Source organism: Microcystis sp. CS-574, assembly GCF_028329095.1.
Taxonomy (GTDB): Bacteria; Cyanobacteriota; Cyanobacteriia; order Cyanobacteriales; family Microcystaceae; genus Microcystis; species Microcystis ichthyoblabe_A.
Window position 1 is genome coordinate 1 of the sequence record NZ_JAQMSY010000059.1, and the last position, 21,438, is coordinate 21,438.

Annotated in this window: 15 protein-coding genes; 6 read left to right on the top strand and 9 right to left on the bottom strand. The window is 43.1% G+C overall.

Features of this window, described 5'->3' with window-relative positions; translation table 11 throughout:
- Positions 1-122 precede the first annotated feature (122 nt).
- Together PN470_RS03930 and trmD are read right to left on the bottom strand one after the other, a co-directional pair.
- The gene (locus tag PN470_RS03930; RefSeq protein WP_103112363.1) at positions 123-413 is read right to left on the bottom strand and encodes a DUF4347 domain-containing protein; all 291 of its coding nucleotides are present in this window, start codon (positions 411-413) and stop codon (positions 123-125) included.
- Between the two features lie 284 nt (positions 414-697).
- Positions 698-1,393, bottom strand: coding sequence for a tRNA (guanosine(37)-N1)-methyltransferase TrmD (trmD, locus tag PN470_RS03935; protein ID WP_272103731.1), 696 nt, complete (start codon positions 1,391-1,393; stop codon positions 698-700).
- A 373-nt stretch (positions 1,394-1,766) separates the two neighbouring features.
- Between trmD and PN470_RS03940 the strand changes: the two genes are divergently transcribed.
- The 3 genes from PN470_RS03940 to PN470_RS03950 all read left to right on the top strand — a co-directional run bounded on the left by PN470_RS03940 (position 1,767) and on the right by PN470_RS03950 (position 8,042).
- Complete coding sequence (locus PN470_RS03940; RefSeq protein WP_002754723.1) at positions 1,767-2,621, top strand: cyanophycinase; 855 nt, start codon at positions 1,767-1,769, stop codon at positions 2,619-2,621.
- 104 nt (positions 2,622-2,725) lie between these two features.
- Positions 2,726-5,359, top strand: coding sequence for a cyanophycin synthetase (cphA, locus tag PN470_RS03945; protein WP_272103733.1), 2,634 nt, complete (start codon positions 2,726-2,728; stop codon positions 5,357-5,359).
- Between the two features lie 31 nt (positions 5,360-5,390).
- Positions 5,391-8,042, top strand: coding sequence for a DNA methyltransferase (locus PN470_RS03950; protein ID WP_272103735.1), 2,652 nt, complete (start codon positions 5,391-5,393; stop codon positions 8,040-8,042).
- Positions 8,043-8,072: 30 nt separating this feature from the next.
- On the opposite strand, the gene PN470_RS03955 is transcribed toward PN470_RS03950, so the two are convergent.
- From PN470_RS03955 to PN470_RS03970, 4 genes are all read right to left on the bottom strand, one after another.
- The gene (locus PN470_RS03955; protein WP_271937382.1) at positions 8,073-9,761 is read right to left on the bottom strand and encodes a SulP family inorganic anion transporter; all 1,689 of its coding nucleotides are present in this window, start codon (positions 9,759-9,761) and stop codon (positions 8,073-8,075) included.
- A gap of 128 nt (positions 9,762-9,889) precedes the next feature.
- Positions 9,890-10,573: a Mo-dependent nitrogenase C-terminal domain-containing protein gene (locus PN470_RS03960; protein WP_002759998.1), complete on the bottom strand. Its 684-nt coding sequence runs from the start codon at positions 10,571-10,573 to the stop codon at positions 9,890-9,892.
- 240 nt (positions 10,574-10,813) lie between these two features.
- The gene (locus tag PN470_RS03965; protein ID WP_272103738.1) at positions 10,814-12,199 is read right to left on the bottom strand and encodes a UDP-glucose dehydrogenase family protein; all 1,386 of its coding nucleotides are present in this window, start codon (positions 12,197-12,199) and stop codon (positions 10,814-10,816) included.
- Positions 12,200-12,244: 45 nt separating this feature from the next.
- A complete protein-coding gene (locus tag PN470_RS03970; RefSeq protein WP_002746182.1) occupies positions 12,245-13,171 on the bottom strand; it encodes a UDP-glucuronic acid decarboxylase family protein in 927 nt (308 codons plus the stop codon).
- Positions 13,172-13,343: 172 nt separating this feature from the next.
- On the opposite strand from PN470_RS03970, the gene polA reads away from it, so the two are divergent.
- Genes polA through PN470_RS03985 form a run of 3 tightly spaced genes read left to right on the top strand, consistent with a single transcriptional unit; the run spans position 13,344 to position 16,749 of the window.
- Positions 13,344-16,214 carry a DNA polymerase I gene (polA, locus tag PN470_RS03975; RefSeq protein WP_271937379.1) on the top strand — a complete coding sequence of 957 codons (2,871 nt, stop codon included), beginning with the start codon at positions 13,344-13,346 and terminating at the stop codon, positions 16,212-16,214.
- Between the two features lie 4 nt (positions 16,215-16,218).
- Positions 16,219-16,464: a hypothetical protein gene (locus PN470_RS03980; RefSeq protein ID WP_002746191.1), complete on the top strand. Its 246-nt coding sequence runs from the start codon at positions 16,219-16,221 to the stop codon at positions 16,462-16,464.
- Between the two features lie 36 nt (positions 16,465-16,500).
- Entirely contained in the window at positions 16,501-16,749 is a 249-nt protein-coding gene (locus tag PN470_RS03985) for a heavy-metal-associated domain-containing protein (protein WP_190356475.1), read from the top strand.
- Positions 16,750-16,951: 202 nt separating this feature from the next.
- On the opposite strand, the gene PN470_RS03990 is transcribed toward PN470_RS03985, so the two are convergent.
- From PN470_RS03990 to PN470_RS04000, 3 genes are read right to left on the bottom strand one after another with little or no spacing between them, the layout of a single operon-like run.
- Positions 16,952-17,278, bottom strand: a complete 327-nt coding sequence (locus PN470_RS03990; protein ID WP_110545688.1) for a HepT-like ribonuclease domain-containing protein — start codon at positions 17,276-17,278, stop codon at positions 16,952-16,954.
- Positions 17,268-17,555, bottom strand: coding sequence for a nucleotidyltransferase family protein (locus PN470_RS03995; RefSeq protein ID WP_002789522.1), 288 nt, complete (start codon positions 17,553-17,555; stop codon positions 17,268-17,270). The genes PN470_RS03990 and PN470_RS03995 overlap by 11 nt, the downstream gene beginning before the upstream one ends.
- 23 nt (positions 17,556-17,578) lie before the next feature.
- The gene (locus PN470_RS04000; RefSeq protein WP_272103742.1) at positions 17,579-21,079 is read right to left on the bottom strand and encodes an N-6 DNA methylase; all 3,501 of its coding nucleotides are present in this window, start codon (positions 21,077-21,079) and stop codon (positions 17,579-17,581) included.
- Positions 21,080-21,438: the final 359 nt, after the last annotated feature.

The following is a 21,438-nucleotide window of genomic DNA, read 5'->3' on the forward strand; positions in this document are numbered from 1 at the left end:
AAACGCTTCAAAATACTCGCTTAATGCTTCTTTCCAGGGTTCATCATAATTGGCTGTTGTTTGGTTCATTTGAGTTGTCCGCTTACTCTTAGGGGTGAAGCGCGATAGCGTAACGCACCGATTTAATAATAGAGGTGAATGGTGGTAATCTGGGGATTTTGTGGTAAAAAAGCGGATATTTGTTCGATTCCGTCTTGATTGGGAGAGAGAATAACCGTGGCGACTTCTGGAATTACCCCAGCTTGGAGACTTTGATAATCGCTAACACCAGCATCGAGGAAAACTACGGTAGCGGTTAAACGCTGATTTCTCGCACTATCCACCCGATTAGCTTGACTCAAGCCATCAGATTGAGCAAAATTGAACAAAACATCGTCAATAGCAGGAAAGCTCGGCAAAAGGGTAGAAGTCATGACGTTAACCGCAAAGGTTTATTGCTAACAGTTTTAGCCCAACAATCCCGAATTTTTCAATACCCCTGTAACAGAAATTAATATTTATTACAAGAAAACGGGTTTCTTGAGACAGTCGAGAAAACTATATATAGCGGTTTTCAGTCTGCTGAGGTACAAGAGTTATGGGTTTTAGGCAAGAGACAAAAGGGAAGAAAAATAGGTGTACCTCACTAGCTTAGGAAACGCTATATTCATAATTTATCATTTATAATTCATCATGCCCACAGGAGCATTTTTGGCGATTAATCCTGTTCCTCTAGCCATTTTTGCCAGAGATCTGGACGACGTTCCTTAGTGCGATCGAGTTGTTGTTGATAGCGCCAATCAGCGATATCCTGATGATTACCCGATCGCAAAACCGGCGGCACTTGCCAACTGCGAAAGACTGGCGGCCGGGTATATTGGGGATAATCCAATAAACCTGCCTCAAAACTCTCCAATTTCAACGATTCTACCTTACCTACTGTACCGGGTAACAACCGCATCACCCCGTTAATAATCGCTAAAGCTGGGATTTCCCCACAAGTTAGGACAAAATCCCCTAAAGATACCTCTCTAGTCACCAAATGCTCACAAACCCGCTCATCTACCCCTTCATAATGGCCACAGATGAGAATTAACTGCTGATAACTACTGGCCCAAGTTTTCAGTAAAGCTTGATTGAGAGGTTCCCCCTGGGGAGTCATCAGCACGATCTCCCGGGGTGGTAAAATTTCTAAAGACTCGATCGCCTCAAAAATTGGCTCTGGTTTTAATAACATTCCCACACCACCACCGTAGGGTTCATCATCGACGCGACGGTGTTTATCGTGGGCAAAATCCCGGAGATTGACCAAATTTACCCTAGCGATGTCGCGTTCGAGAGCTTTTGCCAACAACCCTGACTGCAGCGGTGAAGTAAAAAAATCGGGAAAGAGAGTAATAATGTCAAACTGCACGGGGAAAATTAAGGCCTAGACTGGGATAGTGTTTAATGTATCATTTTGTCACGGTTCGATCGGTTAAAATCTTGCTAATTTGGCGCTAGTCTATCTCAATAACATGATAGACTATCCTGTACTGTCTAGGGGTTTTTCTGGCTCTAGCTTGAGTGATCGAAGTCTAGCCTAGACTAAAAGTTAACTAACAGTCCGTCATTGCCAGTGGATCGAAGAAAATTGCTAAAATCGCCTCTACTATTGCTTGATGTCCCGAAAAATATTCCTAAACCGCATTTTTTTCCATCAACCGTTCAGGGAAAATAAGATCAAGATACCTGTCCATCTTCCCGAAAAACCTTCCATCCCTAAAAATGTCTATTCGTTCAGTGACATGATCATCGAGCTAGAAACCCAACACCACCAAAATCCTACCCCCGTATCTCTCAAAACGGCGATTTTAGTCATTGGAGGTGCCGAGGATAAAGTCCACGGTAAAGAGATACTGCATACCTTTTGGAATCGCGCTGGGGGTAGCGAAGCAGTGATCGCTATTGTTCCCTCCGCTTCCAGAGAACCGGTTTTAATCGGCGATCGCTATCAGAAGATTTTCGAGGAAATGGGGGCAAAATACGTCAAAGTTATCGATATTCGTGATCGCGTACAGGGAGAAGACCCCCAATTTCAAGCCTACATCGAAGAGTGTACAGGTGTATTTATGACCGGAGGCGACCAGCTGCGTTTATGCGGTTTGCTCTCCGATACTCCCCTGATGGAAAGAATCAGACAAAGAGTGCAACAGGGAGAATTAACCCTGGCCGGAACTAGCGCCGGGGCTGCCGTTATGGGTCATCACATGATTGCCGGGGGCAGCAGTGGGGAAGCACCCAATCGGGCCCTAGTGGATATGGCCATGGGATTAGGTCTCATTCCTGAAGTCATTGTCGATCAACACTTCCACAATCGCAACCGCATGGCTCGGTTAATGAGTGCTATCTCCGGTTATCCCGAACGTTTAGGAATTGGCATTGATGAGGATACCTGCGCTATGTTTGAACGGGATGGCACGATGACAGTAATCGGCTGCGGTACAGTGACGGTAATTAATGCTAGGGAAATGTCCCACACCAACCACCATCACGTCACCGCTAACGAACCCCTGAGTCTGCATAATCTGCGGGTACATATTCTGGCCTACGGTGATGGCTATCATCTCAAAAAACAGCAAGTGATCCCTAAATTGGGGTAAAAAAACTCCTGAAAAACTGTTCACGATGAACAGTTTACCGCTCTCAGAAAACCAGACAATAAACAACGGCTTCTTTGTGCTTCTCAACAGCGAACACCAGCATCATGAAAATTCTCAGAACCCAAACCCTGCGCGGTCCCAACTACTGGAGTATTCGTCGCGACAAGCTCATTGTTATGCGTCTGGATCTCGAAGATCTCGCAGAGAAGCCATCGAATGAAATCCCCGGCTTTTACGAGGGATTAATCGACGTTCTCCCCAGTTTAGTCGAACATTACTGCTCCCCCGGTTATCGCGGCGGTTTCTTTGAACGAGTCCGCACTGGCACTTATATGGGCCACATCATCGAACATATCGCCCTAGAATTGCAGGAATTGGCAGGAACTCCCGTCGGGTTTGGTCGCACGAGAGGCACCTCCACCCCCGGAGTCTATAACGTGGTGTTTGAATACGTTGAGGAGCAAGCGGGACGTTATGCGGGTCGAGCTGCCGTGCGGTTGTGTCAATCGATTGTCGATACGGGAACCTATCCTAAGCAAGAATTAGCCCAAGATTTAGCCGATTTACGCGATTTATGCAATAATGCCTCCCTCGGTCCGAGTACAGAAACCATCGTCAAAGAAGCACAAGCTAGAAATATCCCCTGGTTACTCCTGAGCGCTCGTGCCATGGTGCAATTGGGCTATGGCGTTCACCAAAAGCGCATTCAAGCCACTTTAAGCAGTTTTTCGGGGATTTTAGCCGTTGAGTTGGCCTGTGACAAGGAAGGCACAAAAACTATCCTCAAGGATGGTGGGATTCCAGTCCCCCGGGGTACGGTGATTCAATACTTGGATGAGTTGTCAGCGGCAATCGAGGAAGTGGGAGGGTTTCCCATCGTGATTAAACCCCTCGATGGCAACCACGGCCGGGGCATCAGCATCGATGTTAAAACTCAACAGGAAGCAGAGGAAGCTTATGATCTAGCCAGTGCCGCCTCGAAAACCCGCAGCGTGATCGTAGAAAGGTATTATAAAGGCAGTGATCACCGAATTTTAGTCATAAATGGTAAAGTCGCCGCCGTGGCCGAACGGATTCCCGCTCACGTCGTCGGTGATGGGCGCTCAACTATAGAAGAATTAATCGAAATTACTAATCAAGATCCCAACCGGGGTGACGGTCATGCCAACGTTTTAACTAAAATAACTATTGACAAAACCGCCCTTAATGTGCTAGAGAAACAGGGCTATGAATTAACCAGCATTTTAGCCCACGGAGAGATCGCCTATCTGCGGGCCACGGCTAATTTAAGCACCGGCGGCATCGCTGTGGATCGTACCGACGAAATTCACCCCGAAAACGTCTGGATCGCCCAAAGAGTGGCAAAATTAATCGGTTTGGACATTGCCGGTATCGATGTGGTCACAGATGATATCCGCAAACCCCTGAAAGAAGTGGACGGGGTAATCGTAGAAGTCAACGCCGCTCCCGGTTTTCGGATGCACGTCGCCCCCAGTCGCGGTTTACCCCGCAATATCGCCGCCCCAGTTATCGATATGTTATTCCCCCCCGGGACTCCCAGTCGCGTGCCGATTCTGGCCATTACGGGAACTAACGGCAAAACCACCACTAGCCGCTTAATTTCTCATATTTGCCGACAAACGGGGAAAGTAGTCGGATTTACCACGACGGACGGCGTGTATATCGATGATTATCTGGTAGAAAAGGGCGATAACACCGGTCCCTACAGTGCCAGTATGATTTTGAAGGATCCCACGGTGGAGATTGCCGTATTAGAAACGGCCCGGGGTGGTATCCTGCGATCGGGTTTAGCCTTTAATCAGTGCGATGTGGGGGTGGTGTTAAATGTGGCCGCCGACCATTTGGGTATCGGTGATATCGACACCATCGAACAAATGGCGAAGGTAAAAAGCGTTGTGGCCGAGGTGGTTAGCGCCGAGGGTTACGCGGTTTTAAATGCCGATGATCCCTTGACCGTTAGTATGGCCGAAAAAGTCAAGGGAAGAGTCGCTTATTTTTCCATGAGTCCCGATAACCCGATTATTCACGACCATATCCGTCGCGGTGGCATGGCCGCCATTTATGAGAATGGCTATCTGTCGATTCTAGAGGGAGAATGGACGCTGAGAATCGAGGAAGCGGTCAATATTCCCGTGACTATGCAGGGAATGGCTCCTTTTATGATTGCTAACGCCCTGGCCGCCTGTTTAGCCACTTTTGTGCATGGTATCGATATCGAGTTAATTCGCCAAGGGGTGCGGACTTTTAAACCTTCCGTGGCCCAGACCCCCGGTAGGATGAACCTGTTTGACTTGGGACACCATCACGCTTTAATCGATTATGCCCATAATCCCGCCGGATACGAAGCCGTCGGCGGTTTTGTCGGCAATTGGTCCGGGGAAAAAGTCGGCGTGGTTGGGGGGCCGGGCGATCGACGTGATGATGATTTAATTTTATTAGGGAAATTATCGGCGCTTATGTTCGATCGAATTATTGTTAAGGAAGATAACGATACTCGCGGTCGCCGCCGGGGGGAAGTGGCCGATTTAATTCTCCGGGGAATTAGCGAAGAAAATGGCAGTTTGCGTCCGGAAGTTATTCTCGATGAAACGGAAGCTTTAGAGAAGGCTTTAAGCACGGTTTCTGAGGGTGGTTTAGTGGTAATTTTCCCGGAAAGTGTCACCCAGGCGATCAATTTGATTGAGAAACATCGACCCCTGACCGATAATCAGGGTTAGAAGTTAGGAAAAATAGCTAGAAAATAAAGTAGTGCCAATTGTTACTGAGTACGATGGTTTAATCAAAATCAGCCGAAATCCCTATTATGAGACTCGGCTTGGTTCCGCTTATTTGGGTAATAGTCTGACACTGATGGGGGAGTTGCCGGATGAGAGTGTCGATTTGATTTGTACTTCCCCACCCTTTGCCTTAGTAAGAAAAAAAGAGTATGGCAATGTGGACGCTGATGATTACGTTGAATGGTTTAAAATATTTGCTGGTGAATTTTATCGTATTCTCAAGCCCAAAGGCTCCCTAGTTATAGATATTGGTGGTAGTTGGCTTAAAGGTTTTCCCGTGCGTTCTCTGTATCATTTCGAGTTAGTTATAGAACTTTGTAAACCGAGATTAGCAGGTGGACTAGGTTTTTTTCTCGCCCAAGAACTTTTTTGGTATAATCCAGCCAAACTTCCTACCCCCGCAGAATGGGTGACAGTCAGGAGGGAACGAGTTAAGGATGCTGTCAATACCGTTTGGTGGTTATCGAAGGAGCCGCACCCGAAAGCAAATAATAAGAGAGTTTTACGGCCTTATAGCGAGGCAATGAAAAACCTGATTAAAAATGGCTATGAGGCAAAACTGCGTCCGTCAGGACATGATATTTCTACTAAATTTCAGAATGACCGAGGAGGAGCTATTCCCCCAAATATTATTACTGATTCTATTCAGGAAAGAGGCGCGTCTATAGGTAGTCCAGTCCTGGGAGAGTTCAACTGGATTTTAGAGAATGATTTAGGGCAGCCAGTAAATGTTATATCTGCTTCTAACACGGCATCTAATGATTACTATCAAAGAAGATGTAAGGAAGAAGGGGTGAAACCCCATCCTGCTAGATTTCCGCAAGCTTTACCCGAATTTGTTATTAGTCTCTGTACTGAGCCTGGTGATTTAGTTCTCGATCCTTTTGCTGGTTCAAACATGACAGGACGAGTAGCTGAAACCCTTGATCGTCGTTGGTTAGCGTTTGAATTAAATGAAGATTATATGATAGCGTCGCAGTTTCGATTTGAACAAGATGCTCCTTTAGTCGTAGCTCCTATAAAAGATAGAAAAACTCTGAAAGCACGAGCCTTAGAACTGGCTAAGGATTGTTCTGACAAAAGCTTGACCATGGATACTCAAAAACCTTTTGTTCAGTTAGATTTGTTTCCTGCCAGCGATAATAGTATGACAGACAAAAAAATCATCAGATTTACCTACGGCGACCAGTTTTCTCCTAAGCAATTTCAAGTATCTGAATTAGTACAACTTTGTTCTGATTGTCTTCCTGATCGTCGGGTGCTTCAGGATGAGATTGCTAAACGTTATTATGCTGGCCATTCCAGCCAAAACGATCTACAGAAAGGAGAGAATCGTGGCAAACTTGCCATGAATACATTTCTTTCCCTTCGTGCTTATAAGTTGGTTGAATCAATTGATGGTGATGATTGGCAGTATCGACTCACGGATATCGCTCATGAAATATTAGACAATCAACAAGATAGTGAGACAGTTTTCACAATTTTTGCTCGCCATATTCTTGTTAACCTAACTGGAATGTCCCTAATAAAAGCGATAGAAGCGATTAATAGCAGGGGAGATAAACCCCAGCTAGAAATCATCGCTTACGAACTTCAAGAAATGGGGTATTCACTCTCGACCAATTGTACTTATGTTAGTACCATGAGACAATGGTTACAAGAAGCTAAAGTCCTAGAGAAAAGTTATGAGATTAACTGGGATCGAGTCTATGATCTATTGGAACTCGATCGAGACTATATTGACGAGCTTTATACTCTTAGTTCCGAACAAAAATATTTTTTACTGGCTATGCTTCAGATGGCGATTACTGAGCTAACCGAGTGGAATAAAATTACCAGATACGCCACCAGTGTTTATAAAATACGATTCCCCTCGAAATCTTTTGTTCAGGATATTATTCAACCTTTAGTAAAAGTCGGCTTAATTGCAACTGAGAAAACGACCAGCGGACGAGGAGCGAAACCTAATCTTGTTAAGCTGACCGAAAAATCACAGATGGAACTGTTATCTAGATTATTACAATCTATATCCGATATTACAGAAATCTCCCAAACCGAGCTAAATCGAAGTTTTGAAGATGTTGTTAATGACCTAGATAATCCCGATAAACATATTAAAGGTAAAGCTCTTGAACTGCTGGCGATTTGGATGATTCGTCTAACCAGTCTTAGATTCACAAAATGGCGGAAAAGAGACTATGAAACTGGACAGGGTGAAGTAGATGTTCTGGCAGCATCAGACCGCTTTGTTTATCATCGTTGGCAAATTCAGTGTAAAAATACAAAGCGAGTAGATGTAGAAGTATTAGCCAAAGAAGTTGGTATGACCTTCGTAACAGGGTCTGACGTAGTTATGATTGTGACTACTGGTGAATTTACTAGAGACGCTTTTCAATATGCTTATCGAATGATGGAAGTATCGAGATACTATATGGTGTTGATACAAAAAGAAGACATTGATGCAATTAAACAAGATAGAACCAATATTATCAAAATTCTTGATCGTCGTGCAAGGCGCGTGTTCGCCAAGAAAGAGTTGGGCTTAACTGATGATACAATTGATGAGATAGAAATTGAAGATAATTCACTGGCAGAGTCATTGGAAGTCTCTGGAGAGGAATAAAATTCTAGAAAATATTCAGCTTGGCATCAGTTAACGATTTTTAAAAGCTTCGATCGCCGCCGGCAAAGTATAGTAAATCCTCTCCTCGCTAATTTTATCTAACAAGCGGGAACGTTGCAATTCTAAGTACAGATCGTGTTTAACCCTCGCTAGGGCGAAAACTATACCCTGTCTTGATAATTCTGCCGCTAATTCCTCAAGGATCTCCACGGCTGTACTATCCAATTCCCCAAGGGCCTCCGTATTCAAAACAAACCATTCTACCGGTTTTGTCTCCCGGGCAATGGCACTGAGAGCGCGACGTTTAAAGTCGGCCGCATTAGCAAAAAATAAGGGGGCATCGTAACGATAGATAACCAACCCCGGTATTGTTTGCGCTTCCGGCCAATCCTGGAGCGCGTGTAAACCCATCACCCCCGGAACCGTACCCAAGACGGCATCATCGGGCCGGGTAATGCGGGCCAATAAATCGATAACCGAGAGACCGATGGCGATGGCAACCCCGCTTAAAATCCCCGTGGTTAGCACCCCCACCATGGTCAGGACAGCGAGATTAAACTCACTATTGCGAAAGCTTTTTAGTCGTTTAGCGCCAGCGATATCCAGCAGTTTACAGGCTGCATAAATCACCAGCGCACCCAAGGCTGCCTTGGGAAAGAGTGCCAGTACTGGACCGAGCAGGAAAATGACCGCCACCACCACCACTGCCACCACCAGGGAGTAAAGTTGACTTTTACTGCCGACGGAATCGCCCACTGCGGTGCGACTGGCGCTGCTGCTGATGGGAAATCCCTGACAAAAACCCGCCGCCAGATTCCCCAGTCCTAGGGCTAAAAATTCTTGATTGGCATCGATTTCTTGGTTATGACGTGCGGCGAAGGCTCTGGCGGTCAAGACGTTATCGGAATAGCCCACCAGGGCAATGCCGACGGCCGCGGTTACTAGGGGTAGTAATTGGGAAAAATCTAGGGTTGGTAAGCCAAAATTGGGCAAAGTCTTGCTAATTTTCCCCACTACTGCCACCCCCTCTTGATCGAGATGGAGGGTGGCGACGGCGAGGGTTCCCAGTAAAACCGCCAGCAAGGGACCCGGTGCTTTGGGAAAATATTTTTGGATGACAAATAGAAATAGTAGCAGCAATAGAGCGAGGCTAAGGGTTGGCCAGTGCCATTGGTTTATTCCCCAGAAAAAAGCGAAAATTTCTTTAAAAACTGTATTTTCATCGATTGACAAACCACTAATTTTACCCAGTTGTCCCGCAATCATGATCACCGCCACTCCCGCCATATAACCGATTAGGATCGGTTTGGAGAGTAAATTAGCTAAAAATCCCAAGCGGGCGATATAACCAACTAAACAGATTAAACCGACCATTAGGGCTAAAAAAGCCGCTAAACTGCCGTAATTTTCTCCTTGAAGGCTCACCAGAGGTGCGATCGCTGCCGCCGTCATCACTGCCGTGGTCGATTCTGGTCCGAGGGATAGTTGCGATGAGGAGCCGAAAAGGGCGTAAACTAGGGCGGCTGGCACGAGAGTCCACAATCCCACCACGGGATCGACCCCGGCCAGGTCGCCGTAAGCCATACACTGGGGAATAGCGTAGGCTGCCACGGTGACACCGGCGAGTAGATCTCGGCCCAGCCACTGCCATTGATAGGAGCGCAGGTTTTTTGGCCCGGGTAAATCAGAAAAATCGACTCGTCGGGAGTTTTTACTCATAGTTTCTCTCTGAACGGCGACTTAACCTAATTTTAACGGAAGAATTAGCTAGGAAAAGCCTTGAGGCTGAGATGTTTTCTTTCAGCAGGATATTTATACCATTTTAGCCGTAATTTTAGTTAAACTGGCTAAATATACTCGGAAATATCCTCTTGACAATCATCGGCTAAGTATGATAGAGCGCGGAAACGTAAACCGACTAATTGTTCGTAGAGAGGATTTAACTTGCACAGAGGCGGAATATGGACTAATTTATGGCCAAACAGCACGATATCGCGTTCAAAAGGACATTGAGGCGGCACCATTTTGCAGATAAACCGGGCCAAGCGCGGATCGTGCATTTCCACCCCATCTAACCAGTCTTTGAGGGGATGCAGCAGATCTGGGTGGGGATGTTCGGCACTGATAAACTCGGATTTATTCGCTTCTGTGGTAATTTCGGGAATTTCACAGATAGTATGTTCTAAAGCTGACAGGGCCTCGATTTCTAACCCGAAAGCATCCCGATAACTATGCAGTAATGCCGCTTCTGCGGGGGAATAAATGCCATCGGCGATTGCTACCATGACCGCCGTGCGGAGGAAGTTTTCTGATATTTTGGGGTCATGACCGAAACTTGCGGCCAATTCTTCGGGACTAATCGATTGATAGAGAACGTGGTCGTCATCTAATTCTAATTCGTGAGCGAAACGGGCGATCGATTCCTGTTCGCTGGTGCTATAATCCCCATCACACCAAGCAATTGTCAGTAATCCCCGTAACCAGTCCCTAACTTGTTCGTTAGTGTAGCGGTATTGAACAGAGCTAACCATAGGTATTGCTAAAACTGATTTCTAGTTTCTCAATTTAATTCTACCCATCGCCCCCGGATTCTAGTGGCCCCCGTTCACATCATGTAACCATTGCAACTATCCTTATGGTCAGCTAGGAAGTTTTCGTTTTTCATCTGGCATAATCGGGCAATTTTCGCCCCTAGGAGCAGGGGTAAGGGTTGGTGCTTTTTGCTCCTTCCCCACCCGCGTCAGTCCTGCTGAAAAGGCGGATTTCTGGGATTAACGTCCAATCCCGAGGTAACGGAAACCGGCTGCTGTCACCACAGCAGGATCGAGGAAATTGCGACCATCAATCAACACGGGTTCGCGCATGGTTTTAGCCATTTTGCCGTAGTCAAGACGGAGGAATTCTTGCCATTCCGTCACCACCACCAAAGCGTCACAACCATCAGCCAATCTTTCCGGATCCGATTCGATAATCACACCGCTTAGACCGTGACTTAAACCACTTTGGGAAACGATCGGATCATAGGCTTTTACCTTAGCACCTAAACGATTTAACTGTTCAATCATGGTTAAAGCCGGAGCATCGCGCATATCATCGGTATCGGGTTTAAAAGTTAATCCCAACAAACCGACGGTTTTACCCTTGAGGATTTTTAATTCCTGTTGCAGTTTTTCGATCGCGATTGTCCGTTGACGTTTGTTAACATTGATAGCGGCGTTGAGTAATTCCGTTTCGTAACCGTAGTCTTCTGCGGTATGCACCAAAGCCGACACATCTTTGGGGAAACAGGAACCCCCCCAACCGATCCCGGCCGAGAGGAATTTGCTGCCGATACGGGAATCTAAACCGATACCTTTAGCCACTTGGGTGACATCGGCTCCCACGCGATCGCAGATGTTAGCTACTTCGTTAATAAAGCTAATTTTGGTGGCTAGGAAGGCATTAGCGGCGTATTTAATCATTTCCGCCGAACTGAGATCCGTAACGACTACGGGAACGGGAGGCAAGGAGGTATCCTCAGCGAATTGGCGTTTAACCAAAGGCGCGTACAATTCCTTCATCATTTCGATGGCTTTCGGGTTATTACTGCCTAAAACAATGCGATCGGGGTTAAAAGTATCATAAACCGCTGAACCTTCCCGTAAAAATTCGGGATTGCTGACCACATCGAAATCCGCTTCGATGCGTTCTAGTGTACTAATACCGCCACCAGCGGCCACGAGATTTTTTTGTCTCTCGGCCACTCCATCGAGGACGATCATCCGTACCCAATCCCCAGAACCGATGGGAACGGTAGATTTATTGACGATTACTTTATAACCACCGTTGAGATGGGCCCCAATACCCCGGGCCACTGCTTCCACATAACGGGTGTCACTTTCCCCCGTGGGTAGTGCTGGTGTACCAACAGCGATAAAGAGGATTTCACCGTGTTTAACCCCCGCTTCTAGGTCTGTGGAGAATTCCAGATTGCCGGAGGCTGCCGAAGACTGCATTAATTCCGATAACCCCGGTTCATAGATGGGGGATTGTCCCGATTTCATCAATTTGACTTTTTCTTCATTGTTGTCAATACAGATAACATGATGGCCGATATGTGCTAGACAAACCCCAGTGACTAAACCCACATAACCCGTTCCGATAACACAAACACGCATGATAATCACTCCAGTGACAATTAAGTTAATTTTATTGATTAGGGATTAGCTGAGACGAGAACGGAAATCCTCGATCGTCATTTTTAAACCCTGACTTAGAGGAATAGTGGGACTCCAATCCAGATAGGTTTTAGCACGAGTGATATCCGGTTGTCGTTGCTTGGGATCATCTTCCGGTAGTGGTTTATAGACTAATTCGGCCTCGGGATTAATCATGCCTTGGATCACTTGTGCTAATTCCAGAATTGTGTATTCGTCGGGATTGCCGAGATTAACCGGCCCGATAAAGTCCCCATTCATCAAACGCATTAACCCTTCCACTAGGTCAGAAACATAGCAAAAACTGCGGGTTTGGGAACCTTGACCATAAACCGTTAGGGGTTGACCGCGCAAAGCTTGCACGACGAAATTACTCACCACTCGACCATCGTTTTCCAGCATTCGCGGGCCGTAGGTGTTGAAAATCCGGGCTACCCGGATATCGACTTTATGCTCCCGATAATACTCGAAAGCGAGGGTTTCCGCTACCCGTTTACCCTCGTCATAACAGGAACGCGGCCCAATGCAGTTGACGTTGCCTCGATATTCTTCCGTTTGGGGATGCACATCGGGATCGCCATAGACTTCTGAGGTAGAAGCGAGCAAAAATCGCGCTTTTACCCTTTTAGCTAGGCCCAGCATATACAGAGTCCCTAAAACATTGGTTTTAATCGTTTTTACTGGGTTATATTGATAGTGGATTGGGGAAGCAGGACAGGCCAGGTGATAGATCTGATCAACTTCTAGACGGATCGGCTCGGTGATATCGTGACGAATTAGCTCAAAATAAGGATTTCCTAGCCATTTAACGATGTTTCGGCGCACCCCCGTGTAGAAGTTATCCAGACAGATCACTTCATGACCCTGTTCCATCAAGCGATCGATTAGATGGGAACCGATAAAACCCGCACCGCCTGTAACTAGGATTCTCATGTAATTGACAAGTAAACATATAAAATTATTCTTAAAATACCCTTACGCTGGCTTTTTGGCAAATATTTTTTTTGACGGGGTGTTATCAGCGATCGCCGATGCCAGGCTAATGGCTGAATAATGGCTCGGTAATCCTTAAAATGGAAATAACACGCAAATTTGAGGCTAGATTATGACCAGTGCCGAGCAAAATAAGCTATTTATCCTGATTGATGGGCATTCTTTGGCTTTTCGTGCCTATTATGCCTTTGCTAAGTCTCGTTCTGGTCCTCTGCGTACTTCTACTGGCATTCCCACCAGTGTTTGTTTTGGGTTTTTAAATTCTCTGCTGCAGTTACTAGAAACTCAAAAACCCACTTATTTAGCAGTTGCTTTTGATTTAGCAGTCCCTTCTTTTCGCCATGAAGCTGATGTTAATTATAAGGCTAATCGGCAAGAAACTCCCGAAGAATTTCGCCCCGATTTAACTAATCTGCAAAGTCTCTTGGCAGCGATGAATATTCCTATTGTGACTTCCCCGGGTTATGAAGCAGATGATGTTTTAGGAACTTTGGCAAAACAAGCTGGCGATAATGGTTATACGGTCAAGATTTTAACAGGCGATCGAGATTTATTCCAATTGGTAGATGAGGAGAAAAAAACCACGGTTCTCTATCTGGATATTAATGCGGTCAAAAGTACATCGGGACAGGGTTATACAGAATTTAATTCCCAAGCTGTCACGGAAAAGTTAGGGGTGACACCAAAACAGGTAGTAGATTTTAAAGCTCTTTGCGGTGACAAGTCTGATAATATCCCCGGGGTGCGCGGAATTGGCGAAAAAACAGCGATAGATTTATTAAAAAAATACGATAACTTAGACGATATATATACCAATCTGGAATCGATTAAGGGAATGGTAAAAACTAAATTATTAGAGGGAAAACCCGCCGCAGAAAGTTCTCGCTATTTAGCCAAAATTGCCCTTGATGCCACCGTTAGTCTCGAAGAGGATAAATTTCGTCTCCGAGGTTTTGATCGGCGTTTAGTTAAACCTTTATTGGAAAAATTAGAGTTAAAGAAAATTCTCCAGAAACTCGATCAAATTCAACAGCATCTAGGTGGCACTCCTACCCTAGAATTAACTAGCGATGCTGATTCTAATCAATTGTCTCTGTTTGATTTACCCCCTATTTCTCCACCGGTTCTAATTGCTCCCGACATTATTGATACTATTCCTAAGTTAGATGCTTTACTGGCCAAATTAACAACTTTTACTAATCCACATTTTCCCGTCGCTTGGGACACCGAAACCACGGATTTAAATCCTCGTGTAGCCAAATTGGTCGGGATCGGTTGCTGTTGGGGAAAAGAATTAAATTCTATGGCCTATATTCCCATAGGCCACCAGAGCGGTGATAATTTAAATCTAGAGATAGTTCTCGAAAAATTACGCCCAATTTTAGCCGGTGATAATTATCCGAAAGTCTTCCAGAATGCGAAATTTGATATTGACGTTTTTTATCATCAAGGAATTACCGTTAAAGGTCTAGTTTTTGATACTATGGTGGCTAGTTATGTCCTCCATCCCGAACTAACTCATAATCTCGAAGATTTATGCGATCGCTATTTAACTGGTATCACTTCCCTTAGTTATAAAAGTCTCGGTATTCCTACGGGAAAAACTATCGCTGATTTAGATATTACCACCACTGCCAACTACTGCGGATTAGATGCCTACGCTACCTATTTACTTCGAGAAAAATTACAGGCAGAATTAACTAAAATTCCCCCTTTGTATCAATTATTCTCAGAGGTAGAATCTCCCTTAGTCATGGTGCTGTGGCAGATGGAAAATTATGGTATAAAAATTAATATCAATTATCTAAAAAACTTGTCCCAGCAACTAGAAAGAGACTTGGCAGACATAGAAAAAAAAGCTTATGAATCTATCGGAGAAACTTTTAATCTTGGCTCTCCTAAACAGTTAAGTGAAATCCTTTTTGATCGATTGGCACTCAATCGCAAAAAATCCAGAAAAACTAAAACAGGTTACTCCACCGATCAAAGTGTTTTAGAGAAACTACAAGGAGATCATCCCCTGATTGATTATATCCTTGAACATCGCACCTTATCTAAATTAAAATCCACCTATGTGGATGCTTTACCGAAATTAGCCGAACCAAAAACCGCACGAGTACATACAGATTTTAATCAAACCATCACCAGCACCGGACGCTTATCATCCTCCAATCCTAACCTACAAAATATCCCTATTCGCAGTGAATTTTCCAGACGAATTCGTCAAGCTTTTATCCCCGAAGATGGTTACTTATTAGTATCAGCGGACTACTCACAAATCGAGTTAAGAATTCTCGCTCATCTCAGTCAAGAACCAGTTTTATTAGAAGCGTATCGTAGTAATCAAGATGTTCATAAAGTCACCGCTCAATTGCTCTTTGATAAAGGGGAAATTACCCCCGAAGAACGCAGTTTAGGAAAGACAATTAACTTCGGGGTTATTTATGGCATGGGAGCGCAAAAATTCGCCCGTGAATCGAAATTAACCGTAGAACAGGGCAGAAAATTTATTGAAAAATATCATCAACGTTATGCCCAAGTATTTGAGTATTTAGAGAATAGCAAAAAACAAGCAATTGCTCAGGGATATGTGGAAACAATTTTGGGGAGAAGACGTTATTTTAACTTCGATAATCCCCTTTTAAAAAGACTGCGAGGACTGTCCTTACATGACATCGATTTAGATAGCCTCAAACTCAACAACGAGGAGGCACAATTATTAAGATCGGCCGCTAATGCGCCCATTCAGGGTTCCAGTGCTGATATTATTAAAGTAGCGATGGTAAAATTGGCCGAGGTACTGCAAAATTATCGAGCAAGATTACTGCTGCAAGTCCATGATGAATTAGTCTTGGAAGTACCGAGGGAAGAATGGCCATCCCTAGAGTCAAAAATCAAGACGACTATGGAAGAAGCTGTCTCCTTGACGATCCCTCTCTTGGTAGAAATTAAAGCTGGTGACAATTGGATGGAAACCAAATAAAACTATGATCGAAAACAGACAATTTTTAACCCCAGAAGAATCGGCAGATGTGGACGCTGCCCTCTTGACTTCTCCCGAAAAATTCCTGACTCGTTTAACGATTTCTTCCCTACGCTTACTAAAAATAATCGCCGAAGATACGGGAGTAACCCTAGAAGAACTAACCCATAAACAGGTCATTCAATGGCTAGAAAAAGATAGTCAACTGCGTCGGGAACAGGGGATCGAAGCGGCAGTGCTGAAATGGTAAATAAACTCTTAAAAAATCAGCTACCCCTGACAATTTATGCTAGTTTTTAGCTATGAAGTTACTGGAGTTACAACAATGACAATTACCCTAAAAGTTCCTAGTATTGCCTGTGAAGGTTGCGCTAATACCATTACTAAAGCGATTAATAATCAGCAACCGGCAGCCCAAATATCGGTGGATGTAGCCAATAAAATCGTCACCGTAGAAACCACCGCATCCCCCGCAGAAATTGCCCAATGGATCAGCGAAGTCGGCCATATTGTTGAGTCTAGCAGTGAGGGTTGACATCCTCCCCCGTTAAAAATAAACCTCTGGTAAAAATCCAGGGTAGTTCTATTTTTGTGTTGCTCAGATTAGTTTGACTCCCAAGCTTTCTAGTTGTTGGTTTATCCAAGCGGTTGCCGTTTCTTCCTCGGTTTCTATCGCTTTTTCTACTCCTATTTTAGCAATTTCTAAGAGTTGTTTGGATTTTGCTTTTAAAGCACTCTTAGAGTAAAGGTGCGATCGCTTTCAAAAGTTCTGTTAATTTATTTTCAACTATGTCCCATACCACATCCAAATCAAGCTGATCGTATTTATGAACAATGACATCTCGCATTCCAGCCATTTCTCGCCAAGGAATTTCTGGATGTTGTTGACGGAAGATTACAGAAAGACGTTTAGTCGCTTCACCAATAATGGTAATTTGGTAGAGGATGGCAGACAATTTTTCATCATTGGTTTCCAATTCTGATTTACCGATACCATCGGTATAGCGCAAAATACGTCTAATAGAATTTACAATGTCGATTAGAGATTCTTGATCACGAAGCATATATAATCTGTGCTGATTCTAAAATGTTTTTACATCTTAGCCAGTTATCACTCCGTTTGAGTGCTGCTTTCACAATTAAATCTACTTTTCGATCAAAAATTGCTTGCAGTTCATCGCGCATTTGTAGGGTTTCGGTTAAACCTCGTTTAGCAGTTGGGGAAAAGGTAATTAAAATATCAATATCGCTATCTGAACGGAAATCTTCGCGTAAAACTGAACCAAATAATGCCAATTCGGTGACTTGCCACTTTTGACAAAATCCTTTAATTTGTTCCATTGGTAGATTTATTTTTGTGTTCATCAGATTAGGTTTACTCCCAAGCTTTCTAGTTGTTGGTTTATCCAAGCGGTGGCCGTTTCTTCATCGGTTTCTATCGCTTTTTCTACTCCTATTTTAGCAATTTCTAATAGTTGTTTTGATTTTTGCTTTGTTTTTTTTGCACTCAGCATTTTTTCAGCTATAGAAAGCTGAGTATCTTTAGAAATTAGAGGAATATACATATTTTTAATAGTTGGCAAATCAGTATTTTGTCTGACGCTTGCTTGAGCGATATTTCGCATCAAGTAATATTCCTTAGCTACTTTTTCAATATAAAGAGCTACAAAGTAAGGATTAAATTTTGATTGATCTTTGATTCTAATTCTAATGGTAAAAGATGCAAAAATCCAACCAACTTGTTCATATTCAACAACACCACAATTACCGACAGTTCCCATTTGAGATATGACTATATCACCTTGTTTTGTATAAACTTTTGAAGGTAAATTTTCTGTGTTGATAATTCTGTCTAATTGAGTAGTTATAATCTCGGTATTTTTAAGATTTAATCCTTTAATATATGGAACTCCCTCATCAGTTTCCGTATAGGTACTGGTGGGAACAGAACCATAGTTAACAAGAGAGCAAATATCCTCTACCAAAACAAAACCATTTGCTTTGATTTTATTTTCTACTTGATAAAATTTCGGTTGATAATACTCAGCATCCAAGCGTCCAGAAGACAAAAACGACTCAGAAAAACTTTTAACTGCGATGCTTTCTTCTGTGGGTTTCCAATCTTTTAAACCAAGTTCTGTTAATAGTAAATTTTCAGCTTGTTGGTAAAGTTCTTTGCTCTGATTTAAGATGTTTCTTGACATCAGATTAATCTGTACGATACGAGATTGAAATTGTTCGTTGAAAATAGGTATTTTTATTGTCTTTAAGAAAATGCTGGTTATTGTTGGTTGTGCAGTACCAGTGGTTACTCTATAAATTTGATTCAACCCATATTTCGAGATCAAAAAAGTAGAAACATAATCTGCTATCTCTGGCAATTTAAGACGAAAATATATCAAATTAGGACTAATATTTCCTTTTCTGTTCTCTCCTTTATAAACTCCGAGTCTTCCAATAGTCGCACCTCTGACTCCCATTAAAATATCATTATAAAAAAGTTGAGTAGAGAAGAATTGATCATTTACATTACTGGAAATATAAGCTAGATTATCCTGATTAATAATTGGACTATCTAAATCATCAATTCTAAAATAGGGGATACCATTTTCAACATAATCAAATCCATACATCATTGGATTTCTGTGTATCTGACTGCAAACCTTCCCAAGAAATACAAAATGTTTCTGACTTAATAGTTGCTCTGAAATTAAAAATTTAGGATCATAATACTCAGCGTCAATTCTTCGATCTGAAGAGAGATCACAGAATTTTACTTCAACCGCTTCAATTCTATCCATTAACTGCTGATATTTAACCGGATCAAAAGCTCCCCCCTTACTCAGAGGGGAAAGGTCAAAAAAACTTAAATTCTCCTTTTTAGCAAACTCAATAAAAGCCTCAGCGATACCATCTTCCGTTAATCCATCATGATTAAAAAGATCATGATCCACAATCCAATGATTATGTTTATCTAAGAGAAAATCCCCCGAATCATCAGACCCTTTAACATAAACTTTTTCTCCAGAATTATCCTTGCCTGACTTCTGCATCGTCGCAAAAAAGATATTATAATCATCCTGACGAGGACAAAGCGCGCCTATTTTGGGATCATCATTCCATTTTTGCACCAATAACACCGAGGTTTTTGTTCCCGTATGGGGTTTAAAAGTATTACCATGTAATCCCACCACTGCTAATATTCGACATCTTTCGGCAATAAAATCCCGAATATTCTTATCAGAAGAATTATTAAAGCGTCCTTGGGGTAAAACTATCGCCATTCTTCCCCCCGGTTTCAAAAAGTCTAGATTGCGCTCAATAAATAAAATATCGCGTCCTACCTTAGTTTCCCATTTACCGTTAGGCTTTTTTGCTAAGTCATAACGAGCAATCATGCGCGGTTCTTTGATGTCACCCGCAAAAGGTGGATTTGCCATCAAAATATCGAATTGAAACTCCCTATAGTCTGGACTTCCCTTTGGACGCAGTTTTTTCAAGCGTCTGAAACCTTCATGATAAACATCATCCCATTCTTCCTGTTGCGTCACCTCATCCCATAATTCATAATCTAGAGTGTTTAAATGTAGTACGTTTGTTTGTCCATCTCCAGCAATCAGATTGAGGGTTCGTGCTACTCTCACCGCTTTTTCATCAAAATCAATAGCAAATACTTTTTCTTCCACATATTCCTTACAACGGGGTGGCTTTTCTTCCAATGAAAATAAATGACTTACTTCTAATCCCTCATCCTCTAGAATCTGCCGCCAAACATGAAAGATTGTATGTACTGGAAAACCCGATGAACCGGCTGCAGTATCAATCATATATTCATCTTCTTGGGGGTTAAGCATTTTCACACACATATCAATCACATAACGAGGGGTGAAAAACTGTCCTTTTTCCCCTTTACTGCTTTGATTGATTAAATACTCAAATGCTTCATCAATTACATCCAAATTGGAGTTAAATAGCTTCACATTTTCTAAGGATGACACACAAACCGATAAGTGAGAAGGTGTGAGACTAATCTTGGCATCATCACTAAATACCCCTGGCCATTTTTTCTTAGCTTTGTCAAAAAGATCCTGAATTTTCGTTTTTAATGCGCTTTCTGTTTGTCCTGTATTACGAAACTCCAGAGAACGAGTAGAACGTCGATTCCCCTGTCCAGAATACCATTCATCATAGAGCTTGGCAAAAATCAGTTTAAATAATTCCTCAAAGACATCTACCCCCGCATTTGCTAACACCTCATCTTCCATTTCTTCGATTAGCGTTTTCAGAGATTTATTTTCTTTGACTAACTTATCATTGGCGATTAAATCATCTAAAGTGAACTTAATCTGGAGAATATCTGCTAGGGTTTGATTAGAGTTAGGGATATCTGGAATATCTTCAAAATAATTGGGATCTTTGCGTTGATAATAGGAAATCTGATCGCCGTTCGTCCAGACAGCCATCGGCGAACCTGTGGCATTACAATAGGAACGCAGTTGTGCTTTTCCATCCTTCCACTTCGGACTCTTTACCTCTACCAAAATATAAACTGTGTTCAGGCGATCTTTGTCCATCACCGCAATATCTGCTCGTTTTACCTCTCTGCCAAAATTCACCCCATACTCCACCTGAATGCGACTGAGAGGATAATTTAAGCGATCGCTTAAAACTCTTAAATATAATTGTCTAATCGCTTCTTCTGGGGTAAGTTTAATCTCTTTTTTCCGTACTAAGCAAATTGTATAGGGAGCTTCCCCATTTTTCGTCTTTTTCAGCGTAATTGTCTGCTCTAATTGCTCAATTTCTGCTGGCGTAAACTGGGACAACTTATAACTTGAGTCTTTGAGAATATCAGCTAATTTCATAGGTTAAAGATGATAGAGATAAATAAAGATTTTTATACCGAGCATTGAAAGTAATCCCAGCCTTGACAAATTGAGTTAAGTAATCTATTTATGCAAGACTTTTCCCTGTACCAGCCAGTAGGCATGACTTGAAATCATTGTATTCTTGGCTACTAACTTAAGTTAAAGGTAGATGGGGACTTAATTTTCCATTGGATCGAATTTTTTAAGATTCTTTCGATGTTCGCGGTTTCTCATCTCGGCAAAAACGAGCAAACAGCGATCGCATTTGGGGCAGCTTTGCCGTGGCAATTGTCCGTGACTCAATATCTGTAATAATCTAATAAAGCCCTTGTAAACCTTCTTTAAGCTCTGGGTTT

What these genes read in the sequence shown, in the direction of transcription:
- PN470_RS03990 (WP_110545688.1), bottom strand. Translation starts at nt 17,278, where the DNA reads ATGCTTCGTGATCAAGAATCTCTAATCGACATTGTAAATTCTATTAGA.
- cphA (WP_272103733.1), top strand. Translation starts at nt 2,726, where the DNA reads ATGAAAATTCTCAGAACCCAAACCCTGCGCGGTCCCAACTACTGGAGT.
- PN470_RS03995 (WP_002789522.1), bottom strand. Translation starts at nt 17,555, where the DNA reads ATGGAACAAATTAAAGGATTTTGTCAAAAGTGGCAAGTCACCGAATTG.
- PN470_RS03940 (WP_002754723.1), top strand. Translation starts at nt 1,767, where the DNA reads ATGATCATCGAGCTAGAAACCCAACACCACCAAAATCCTACCCCCGTA.
- PN470_RS03985 (WP_190356475.1), top strand. Translation starts at nt 16,501, where the DNA reads ATGCTAGTTTTTAGCTATGAAGTTACTGGAGTTACAACAATGACAATT.
- PN470_RS03965 (WP_272103738.1), bottom strand. Translation starts at nt 12,199, where the DNA reads ATGCGTGTTTGTGTTATCGGAACGGGTTATGTGGGTTTAGTCACTGGG.
- polA (WP_271937379.1), top strand. Translation starts at nt 13,344, where the DNA reads ATGACCAGTGCCGAGCAAAATAAGCTATTTATCCTGATTGATGGGCAT.
- PN470_RS03955 (WP_271937382.1), bottom strand. Translation starts at nt 9,761, where the DNA reads ATGAGTAAAAACTCCCGACGAGTCGATTTTTCTGATTTACCCGGGCCA.
- PN470_RS03930 (WP_103112363.1), bottom strand. Translation starts at nt 413, where the DNA reads ATGACTTCTACCCTTTTGCCGAGCTTTCCTGCTATTGACGATGTTTTG.
- PN470_RS03960 (WP_002759998.1), bottom strand. Translation starts at nt 10,573, where the DNA reads ATGGTTAGCTCTGTTCAATACCGCTACACTAACGAACAAGTTAGGGAC.
- PN470_RS03970 (WP_002746182.1), bottom strand. Translation starts at nt 13,171, where the DNA reads ATGAGAATCCTAGTTACAGGCGGTGCGGGTTTTATCGGTTCCCATCTA.
- PN470_RS03980 (WP_002746191.1), top strand. Translation starts at nt 16,219, where the DNA reads ATGATCGAAAACAGACAATTTTTAACCCCAGAAGAATCGGCAGATGTG.
- PN470_RS04000 (WP_272103742.1), bottom strand. Translation starts at nt 21,079, where the DNA reads ATGAAATTAGCTGATATTCTCAAAGACTCAAGTTATAAGTTGTCCCAG.